The 8,439-nt window shown below is 44.5% G+C and carries 7 protein-coding genes and 1 pseudogene; 3 read left to right on the top strand and 5 right to left on the bottom strand.

What is annotated here, in order from left to right:
* Positions 1 to 218, top strand: a pseudogene (locus Q0614_RS03250) (aminotransferase class V-fold PLP-dependent enzyme); the annotation flags it as partial.
* Between the two features lie 73 nt (positions 219 to 291).
* Entirely contained in the window at positions 292 to 1,485 is a 1,194-nt protein-coding gene (locus tag Q0614_RS03245; RefSeq protein WP_298786500.1) for a hypothetical protein, read from the top strand.
* Between the two features lie 79 nt (positions 1,486 to 1,564).
* On the opposite strand, the gene tupC is transcribed toward Q0614_RS03245, so the two are convergent.
* On the bottom strand, positions 1,565 to 2,842 hold the full coding sequence (tupC, locus tag Q0614_RS03240; protein ID WP_298786498.1) for a tungstate ABC transporter ATP-binding protein TupC: 1,278 nt from the start codon (positions 2,840 to 2,842) through the stop codon (positions 1,565 to 1,567).
* Positions 2,839 to 3,531 carry a tungstate ABC transporter permease TupB gene (gene tupB, locus Q0614_RS03235; protein ID WP_298758588.1) on the bottom strand — a complete coding sequence of 231 codons (693 nt, stop codon included), beginning with the start codon at positions 3,529 to 3,531 and terminating at the stop codon, positions 2,839 to 2,841. Before tupB ends, tupC begins: the two co-directional genes overlap by 4 nt.
* Positions 3,532 to 3,601: 70 nt before the next feature.
* Here tupB and tupA point away from each other — a divergent pair, with 70 nt between their 5' ends.
* Positions 3,602 to 4,420, top strand: a complete 819-nt coding sequence (gene tupA, locus Q0614_RS03230; protein WP_298786496.1) for a tungstate ABC transporter substrate-binding protein TupA — start codon at positions 3,602 to 3,604, stop codon at positions 4,418 to 4,420.
* Positions 4,421 to 4,944: 524 nt separating this feature from the next.
* Here the strand turns inward: tupA and dnaK are convergent.
* From dnaK to Q0614_RS03215, 3 genes are read right to left on the bottom strand one after another with little or no spacing between them, the layout of a single operon-like run.
* Positions 4,945 to 6,831 carry a molecular chaperone DnaK gene (dnaK, locus tag Q0614_RS03225; RefSeq protein WP_298082870.1) on the bottom strand — a complete coding sequence of 629 codons (1,887 nt, stop codon included), beginning with the start codon at positions 6,829 to 6,831 and terminating at the stop codon, positions 4,945 to 4,947.
* A 44-nt stretch (positions 6,832 to 6,875) separates the two neighbouring features.
* A complete protein-coding gene (locus Q0614_RS03220) occupies positions 6,876 to 7,451 on the bottom strand; it encodes a nucleotide exchange factor GrpE (RefSeq protein WP_297881939.1) in 576 nt (191 codons plus the stop codon).
* Positions 7,448 to 8,236 carry an HrcA family transcriptional regulator gene (locus Q0614_RS03215; RefSeq protein WP_298786493.1) on the bottom strand — a complete coding sequence of 263 codons (789 nt, stop codon included), beginning with the start codon at positions 8,234 to 8,236 and terminating at the stop codon, positions 7,448 to 7,450. Before Q0614_RS03215 ends, Q0614_RS03220 begins: the two co-directional genes overlap by 4 nt.
* Between the last annotated feature and the right edge of the window lie 203 nt (positions 8,237 to 8,439).

Genomic DNA, 8,439 nt, shown 5'->3' with positions numbered 1-8,439 from the left:
TGTGCGCGGGGCCGTACGCTCACGATCTGCTGGGTATCAAGGAGGGGCGCATGCCTGAGAGCAAGCCCGGCTTCGTGCGCGTGAGCCTGCACTATACACATACCGAGCAAGACGTGCTATATCTCGTGGGCGCGATAAAATCCTGCATCAAAAAACACCGAGATCTTTGGGGCGAGGAAAAGGCGATGTATGAGATGTTCGGCGGGAAGATTTTCTAAGCACAAAAAAGATAAAATTTAATATGTAAAAATTAGAATTTATGCGAGCTATATAAACCACCTGGAGTATAAAATGAAGATTCAAATACTAACTCAACGCTCTTGCTTTTTAAAGGATGAGAATTTTTGTATAAGTAAAATAAGTGAGCCGAGAAGTTTTGACGAATTTGACTTTAATGTCATAGATTTTAATTGTAGTATATTGTGGGAATTTGGTGCGCATAGAAAAATATGTACACATATTAAAAATATTTCTATCTTGCTATCAAAGATACTTAAAGAAACCAAAAAAAGCAATATTTTGATAATAATACCGCAAAATATAATAATAAAGAAAGTCGCTCAAGATGACTGGGCAACAGATACTTCAAATATAAAAATATCTAGTATAATCAAATATTTTCCAGATTCTTTATCATCAATGATGCATAATTTTCCAGCTATTAGATACGAAAGAAGCGAAACTCAAATAGATAATTACACGTTTTTATCTGATTTTGTTTTTGATGAGCCCGTATATAGATCATTAAAAAAGTCAAACGGTGGAAAAGATGTTATATTGGATATGGATAGCATATATATAACAACATTAGATATAAAAGATAATAATGAGGTTAGCGTGATGCTTGATTTTATATTATCTCAATACCATAAGTCTATAGCTCCAGAGTGGATAAACAATATAGAATATTTTAGCAATAAAAGTTATTTGAGTGAAAAAGATGAAATATTAAAACAGCTTGATGTATTAGAAAAAGAAATATCTAAAAACAATAGATTCAAATCAATCCTATATTCAAATGGGGATGAGTTAGTTGGTGTGGTAAAGGAAATTTTGGTAGATATTTTTAAGTTGTCAGACAGTCATTTTACAGATGTGAAAAAAGAAGATTTTAGATTCGAATTTGAATATATTAACTTTATGGTAGAGATAAAAGGAATAAATACAAACATCAAAAATAGCAATATAGCACAGTGCAAGAAACATGTAACTGATTTAATAGCCGAAGACGATACCAAGTCTCCTGGCAATGTAAAAGGTCTGCTGATAGTTAACCCTCAACGCGACATAGAGCCTAGCAAAAGGGAGCTGATACATGCCAATCAAATAAACTATGCAAAAAGTGAAGGTATATTAATAATAACGACCTTGGAATTACTAAAATTATATCAAGCGTATACTAAAGATGAAGCCGTTGTCAATAAATACTTTGAAGCATTTAAAAAGAACATAGGAGAGTTTAAATTTGAAGAAAGCTCGAACTAAATTTTAATAAAAAGAGCGATAGGCTCGCAGCTCGAAAAGCTGGCGCAATAGAGAAAAACTTTAAAATAGCCGTATCGCGTTACTCCAGCCCTAAAAACGCGCCGCTTTCAAATCTGAAATAGATCCTCTCGCCCGCGCTCCAGCGCCGCTCATCCTGCGCCGTGACGCATTTTAGCAACACGTCGCCCGCCTTGATCTTGATGAGCAGCGAGGAGCCGTACTGAAGCGAAACCGAGTGCAAAATCCCCGCAAAGCAGCGCTCAAACGGGTGTTGTGATAATAAAATTTTACTCGGATTTATCGCGATTTTGCGAGCGCGTGCGAGCCCCTCTTCAAGGCGCAGCGAAATTTCATCCGAAAATTTTAAAATCCCGTTTTGCACGTCAAAGATATTTTTGTATTCGAACTCGCATATCTTGCCGCGATGCAAAAACACGCTTCTTTGCGCGATCGCGCTGAGCCATTTCTCATCGTGGCTGGCGATGATAAAGCCGCAGCCGTAGCGGCTTCGCATAAATAAAATCGCGCGCGCAAAGAGCTTGGAGGCGGCAAGATCGAGGCTGTTGGTCGGCTCGTCGAGCAGATAGAGCTTCGCGCGCTGCGCCAGAGCGAGCGCAAAGGCGATGCGCTGCGTCTGCCCCGAGCTAAGCTCGAAATGCTTCTTTGATAAAAAACTTCTATCAAGTCCCGTTAGGCTGAGCGCCTCATCCACTCGCTCGTCAAATTCCGCAAGCGCGCCGCGACTTTTGAGCGCAAATTTAAAATTTTGCTCCACGCCGCGTTTTAAAAGCACGGGTTCGGGCAGCAGCAAGCAGGTCTGCCGCAGCGTCTGCAAAGATGGCGCACGCTGCCCCCAAAGTTCCACGCTGCCGCTGCTTGGATGCTGCAAAAAGGACAAAATTCGCAGTAGCGTGGATTTGCCGCTGCCGTTGGAACCCAAAAGCGCTATGATGCCGCTCGTATTTAGATCGAGGCTAGGGATATTTAGAATTTCGCTCCGTCCGTAGCGCAGCACTAGATCCCGCACCGAGATCAGATTGCTATCGGGTACAGATCGCGCGGCGGAATTCTTATCCGTAAATTTCTCACTCGCGAAATTCTCGTTTTTGGAATTTTTACCCGCAGAATTTGCGCTAATGGAATTCTCGGTCGCAGAATTTTTACTCTTATAATTTGCCGCAGTGGAATTTTTATTCGCAGAATTCTCGGCGGCGAAATTTACGCGCGTAGTATTCTCGGGGGCGGAATTTGCGTCCGTTAAATTTGCGCTCATAAAATTTTCGCTCTCCCTCTCCGCCTCCGCCCGGTTTTTGTCCGTGAAATTTTTACTCGGACGCTTTAGCTTATCTGCACTCATCGATCCAGCCTTTTTAGCGCGTGGATGGCTAAATTTACCGCAAACGCTATTAAAATCAGCACCAGCGCGAGCGCTATACCCATCGCAAACTCGCCCTTGTTGGTCTCAAGCGAGATCGCCGTGGTGATCGTGCGGGTGAAATATTTGATATTGCCGCCGATCATCATCGCTACGCCCACCTCGGCGACGATCCGCCCGTAAGCGGTGGCGATGACGACCAGCAAGCCGTAGCGTAGCTCGTAAAGCACGCAAAGGATTAAATTTAGCGGGCTTAGGCGATAGTTCATGATGTTTAGATAGTGCTTTTTGTCCATATTTTCGATGACGCTGGCGCTTAGCGAGACGATGATGGGAAGCGCCAGCGCAAACTGTCCGAGCATCACGGCTTTAAGCGTAAAAAGTAGCCCCAGCTCGCCCAAAGGGCCGTTTCTGGAGATGAAAGCGTAAAGGATCAGTCCTATCGCTACCGTGGGCATCGCAAGCGCTACGTCGCTTAAAAGCCTAAGCGTTCTGCGAGCGCGAAATTCGTAAAATCCGAGGATAAATCCTATCGGAAAGCCGATTAAAATCGCAAAAAGTATCGAGATGCTCGAAGTATAAAGCGTCGCCTTAATCGCCGAAAATGTCTCCGCATCGCCGCTAAGAAGCAGTCCGAATGCGCTTAAAATTCCTTCTAAAATAAAGTCCAAGATTGTGTCCTAAATGTTCTATTCTGGCAAATTTATATGCTATAATAGCATATTTTTTAAAGGAGATAACATGAAAAAAATATTTTTTGTTTCGCTCGCTCTTAGTGCGAGCCTTTTTGCCGCCGATAACGATTTGGTGATGGCAACTACAACGAGCACCGATAATACGGGCTTGCTAGACGCTATCTATCCTGCGTATAAGGCGGAAACCGGCGTCGATATCAAATGGACGGCGGTAGGTACGGGTGCTGCTCTAAAGCTTGGCGAGAACTGCGATGCGGACATACTTTTCGTGCATTCGCCGAAGGTCGAGAAAGAATTTGTAGAAAAAGGCTTCGGTGTTGATCGCACGCCCGTTATGTATAACGATTTTATCCTCATCGCCGATAAATCCATCGCGCCTAAATTTAAAGGCAAAGACCTTAAGGGCTCGTTTGAGCTAATCAAGGCGGAGAAGATTAAATTTTTCTCTCGCGGCGACAAATCGGGCACCGATAACAAAGAGAAAGGAATTTGGAAAAAGGTCGATGGCGCCGTGCCTGAAAACGAGGCGTGGTATAACCAAACCGGTCAAGGCATGATCGCTACGATCAACGCAGCCGCCGAGCAAAAGGGCGTGACCTTCACCGATCGCGGCACCTACATCAAATACGAGGACAATAAAAAGGGCAATCCGGATATGGTTATCATCAACGAAGGCGATAACGATCTGAAGAATTTTTACTCCGTAATCGCGGTCAATCCTAAGCACTGCCCAAAAGCCGACTATGAAAACGCGCATCGCTTCATCAAATGGATCACTAGCGAGAAGGGGCAGAAGTTCGTGGGCGATTTCAAGCTGCTAAATAAGCCGCTTTTCACCCCTGATGCGAATACTCGCAAGAACTAGCTCTAGCTAAATAAGGCTAAATTTAAAGCCCAAAGGCAAAGCGTCGCCTTTGGGCTTTTGCTTTTTAATAAATCAATCTGCGCGCCTTTAAATTTAGCTATTTTGCTTCTAAAATTTAACAGGCGTTTTTTACCGCGTCTTTTTACGATACATTTTTTACTTTCTAGCCATACTTTTAAATTTATCGCAGTGCCGTTTGTAGGCGATAGGCTTAAAATTTCAGCTATATTTGGGATCAGTGCGGAGAAATTTCGATCGCGTTCGGATATGCTCTAATGTCTAGCGAGATTTATACAGCGCAAAATTTAGTAGTATTTATGTGTGACTCAAAATTTTAGTTTGTTGGGAATTTAATTTGAAATAGCAGTTAAGCTCGGGCGTATGAAAAACGCCCAAGCTTGTGAAGCTATGAAATTTTATGCGCGGTTTATAGGGTTGCTTCTGCCGCGTGCCGGTAAAATTACTTTTCAAGCGCAGGCAAAACTACCGAGCGCGCGGTTATAAAATTTTACTTTGCGATGGTGTTATTCGACTTCGGCGTCGATGACGTCGTCATCTTTTTTACCGCCGTTTGCACCGCTGCTTTGCGATCCGCCTTGCGCACCTTGATTTGCGCTGGCAGCCTTGTATAGATCCTCGGCGACCTTGCTTAGGGCTTCTACTTTAGAGTTTATCGCTTCCTTGCTCGCGTTTTCATCCTTTAGCACGGCTTTTAGATCATTTAGTGCGCCCTCGATCTTGGCGCGTAGATCGCCCGGCACCTTCTCGCCCATCTCGCTTAGGCTCTTTTCGGTTTGATGTGCGATGCTATCGGCTTGGTTGCGCGCTTCGACGGTCTCTTTGCGCTTGTTGTCTTCCTCTTTGTGAAGCTCGGCGTCCTTTACCATCTTATCGATTTCGGCGTCGCTTAAGCCGCTTGAGCCGGTGATGCGGATATCGGTTGCTTTGCCGGTGGCTTTGTCTTTTGCCGAAACGGTTAAGATTCCGTTCGCATCGATGTTGAATTCCACCTCGATCTGCGGCACGCCGCGAGGAGCGGGCATGATGCCCTCTAAATTGAAATTTCCTAGCGATTTGTTGTCTTTCGCAAACTCGCGCTCGCCCTGCAAGACGTTGATCGTAACGGCGCTTTGATTATCCTCTGCTGTCGAGAAGGTTTGAGACTTTTTCGTAGGTATTGTAGTTCCCTTCTCGATGATCTTGGTCATCACGCCACCTAGGGTTTCAATGCCGAGGCTTAGCGGAGTGACGTCGAGCAGTAGCACGTCTTTTACGTCGCCTTTGATGACCGCGCCTTGGATCGCTGCGCCGATTGCTACGACTTCGTCAGGGTTTACGCTCTTATTTAGCTCCTTGCCGAAAGCCTTTTTGACTTCCTCTTGCACTAAAGGCACGCGCGTCGAGCCGCCTACCATGACGACTTCTTTGATGTCGTTCATGCTTAGTCCCGCGTCGCTTACGACCTTTTTTAGAGTGCTTATGGTCTCATCTACCAAAGAATCGATCATACTTTCAAATTTGGCCCTGGTGATGGTTTTCATCAGGTGCTTTGGACCTGTGGCATCAGCAGTGATGAAAGGTAAATTTACCGTCGTTTCCATCGCGCTGCTTAGCTCTTTTTTGGCGTTTTCCGCAGCCTCTTTTAGGCGTTGCATAGCCATGACGTCGCCGCGCAAGTCGATGCCTGTTTCAGATTGAAATTCCGAGGTTAAAAAGTCGATCAGCTTGTTATCGAAATCATCGCCGCCCAAAAACGCATTACCGCCGGTAGCTAAAACTTCTACGACGCTATCGCCGGTTTCTAGCACGGTTACGTCGAATGTACCACCGCCTAGATCGTAAACGACGATCTTTTCGGATTCTTTTTTATCCAGTCCATACGCAAGCGCCGCTGCGGTCGGCTCGTTGATGATACGAAGCACGTTTAGACCCGCGATTGTTCCTGCTTCTTTTGTAGCCTTTCTTTGGCTATCGTTGAAATATGCAGGCACGGTTATAACCGCATCTACGACGGGCTCGCCCAAAAACGCCTCGGCGTCCTCTTTTAGCTTGATTAGCACCTTGGCTGAAATTTCTTGCGGCGTATAAACCTTGCCCGCGATCTCTACCGCGCACGCGCCATTTCGGTCGATGATTTTATACGGTAGGCGCTTTTTGGCCTCCTGCGCATTTTTTTCATTCATCATAAGACCCATGATGCGCTTGATCGAGTAGATCGTCTTTTCCGGGTTAGTGACGGCTTGGCGCTTGGCGCTGTCGCCTACTAAAACCTCGCCTTTGTCGGTGAAAGCGACTACCGACGGAGTGGTGTTTTTACCCTCTTTGTTCGGTATGATCTTGCTCTCGCCACGCTCGAATATGCTTACGCACGAGTTTGTTGTTCCTAGGTCGATGCCTATGACTTTTGCCATTTTTTATCCTTTGTGTTGAATTTAAAATTTTAAAATTTGAGCGATTATTTCGCCACTACTACCATAGCGGCGCGCAAAACGCGCTGCTTATACATATAGCCTTTTTGATATACTTGAACGATATCGCCTTTTTTAGCGCCTTCGGCTTCAATCATCGAAATAGCGTTATGCACGCTAGGATCAAATCCCGCATCCGTCGCTATCGGAACGATACCGTATTTTTCAAAAGTCTTTGTAAAAAGGCTTAGACATTGTTTTACGCCGACTTCAATTTTATCTGCAAGTTCATTACCTTCCACATCAATTTTGGCGGCTTCCTCAAGCGCGTCGATTATCGGCAGCAGATCCTTCGCAAAGCTCTCGCTAGCGTAAGCAACAGCGCTATCTTTTTCTTTTTCCAAACGTTTTTTGAGATTTTCAAAATCCGCATTGGCGCGGTAAAATTTATCAGTGATCTCACTCAGCTCGTTTTGAAGCTTTTGTATCTGCGCATCGGTATCGTCGCATGTCTGCGCCTCTTGTGGCTCGCTCGCCTCTGACGCGCACTGCTCGCAAACCTCTTTTTCTTCACTATCGCACGCTGCGTTTTTATCGCCGTGCTCTTTAAATTTATGGCTCATGCTACTCCTTTAGCGTAGTTAAAAAATTTCTCGTAATTCTCGTAAACGCTGCCTGCGCAGATCATCGTAGCGTCCTCGCCTTCGAATTTTACGGGGCGTTTGATCCCCATAAATCCGTGCTCGAAGTAGGGCGCGAAGATCAAATTCTTAGTAAAATTTACGGCGATCGAGGGGTTGAGTAAAATTTTAAACCGCTCGTCTTTGAAAATTTTATACGCTACGACCTCGTTGCAAAGAAATTCGATTTTAGAATTTTTTAGCTCTTTAATTTTTGTGCTAAGCTCGCGCAGACCGATCTGCATCGAGGCTAACTCCAAATCTCCGAGTGAAATTCCTATTAAATTTGATAGGAATTTAAAAACTCTAAAATCGTATTTTAAGATAATCTCATCCGTTCTAAATGTAAGGATTATGAAGCGATCATCGTGATTGATAACTTCGCTTAGGGCTTCGTTTTCGGCGTTGAAAATCATACAGTAAATTTCAAAATCCTCAAGCACCGCTTCTAGCTCGCGAGCATCGTCTATTTTTAACTCATCGTCGAAGCTAAGTCTAGCGCGCCAGTAATCCTGCATCGTCGCAACTGTGGGGATTCTACCACCGCTTACATGAAGCTGCGTCAAAGCCCCCTCGTCGCTTAAGCGCTTAAAATAAATTCGAATGCTAGACGCGGACATCGCTACGCCCATACGCTCACCCAGCTCGGAAGATCCGATCGGGGTGTTGCTATCGAGATAGGCGGAAATGATGGATTCCAGGATTATATCACGTTTATTCGTTTTCACTTTTAGCACTCTTTCGGTAAGATTGCTAGTATTATACAACATTGAGTGGCAAGATGTCAAGGTTTTTATATAAATTTTATAAAATTTTAGCAATCAAGTCCTGAGTTTGCTAAATTTTAACTATGATTTTTGAGGTGAGTGGAATTCTTGGAATTCTTGGAATTCTTGGAATTCTTGGAATTCTTGGAATTCTTGGAATTCTT

Source organism: uncultured Campylobacter sp. (assembly GCF_937997595.1).
Taxonomy (GTDB): Bacteria; Campylobacterota; Campylobacteria; order Campylobacterales; family Campylobacteraceae; genus Campylobacter_B.
The sequence above is the reverse complement of the archived record's forward strand: the minus strand, read 5'-3'. Positions and strand labels throughout refer to the sequence as shown.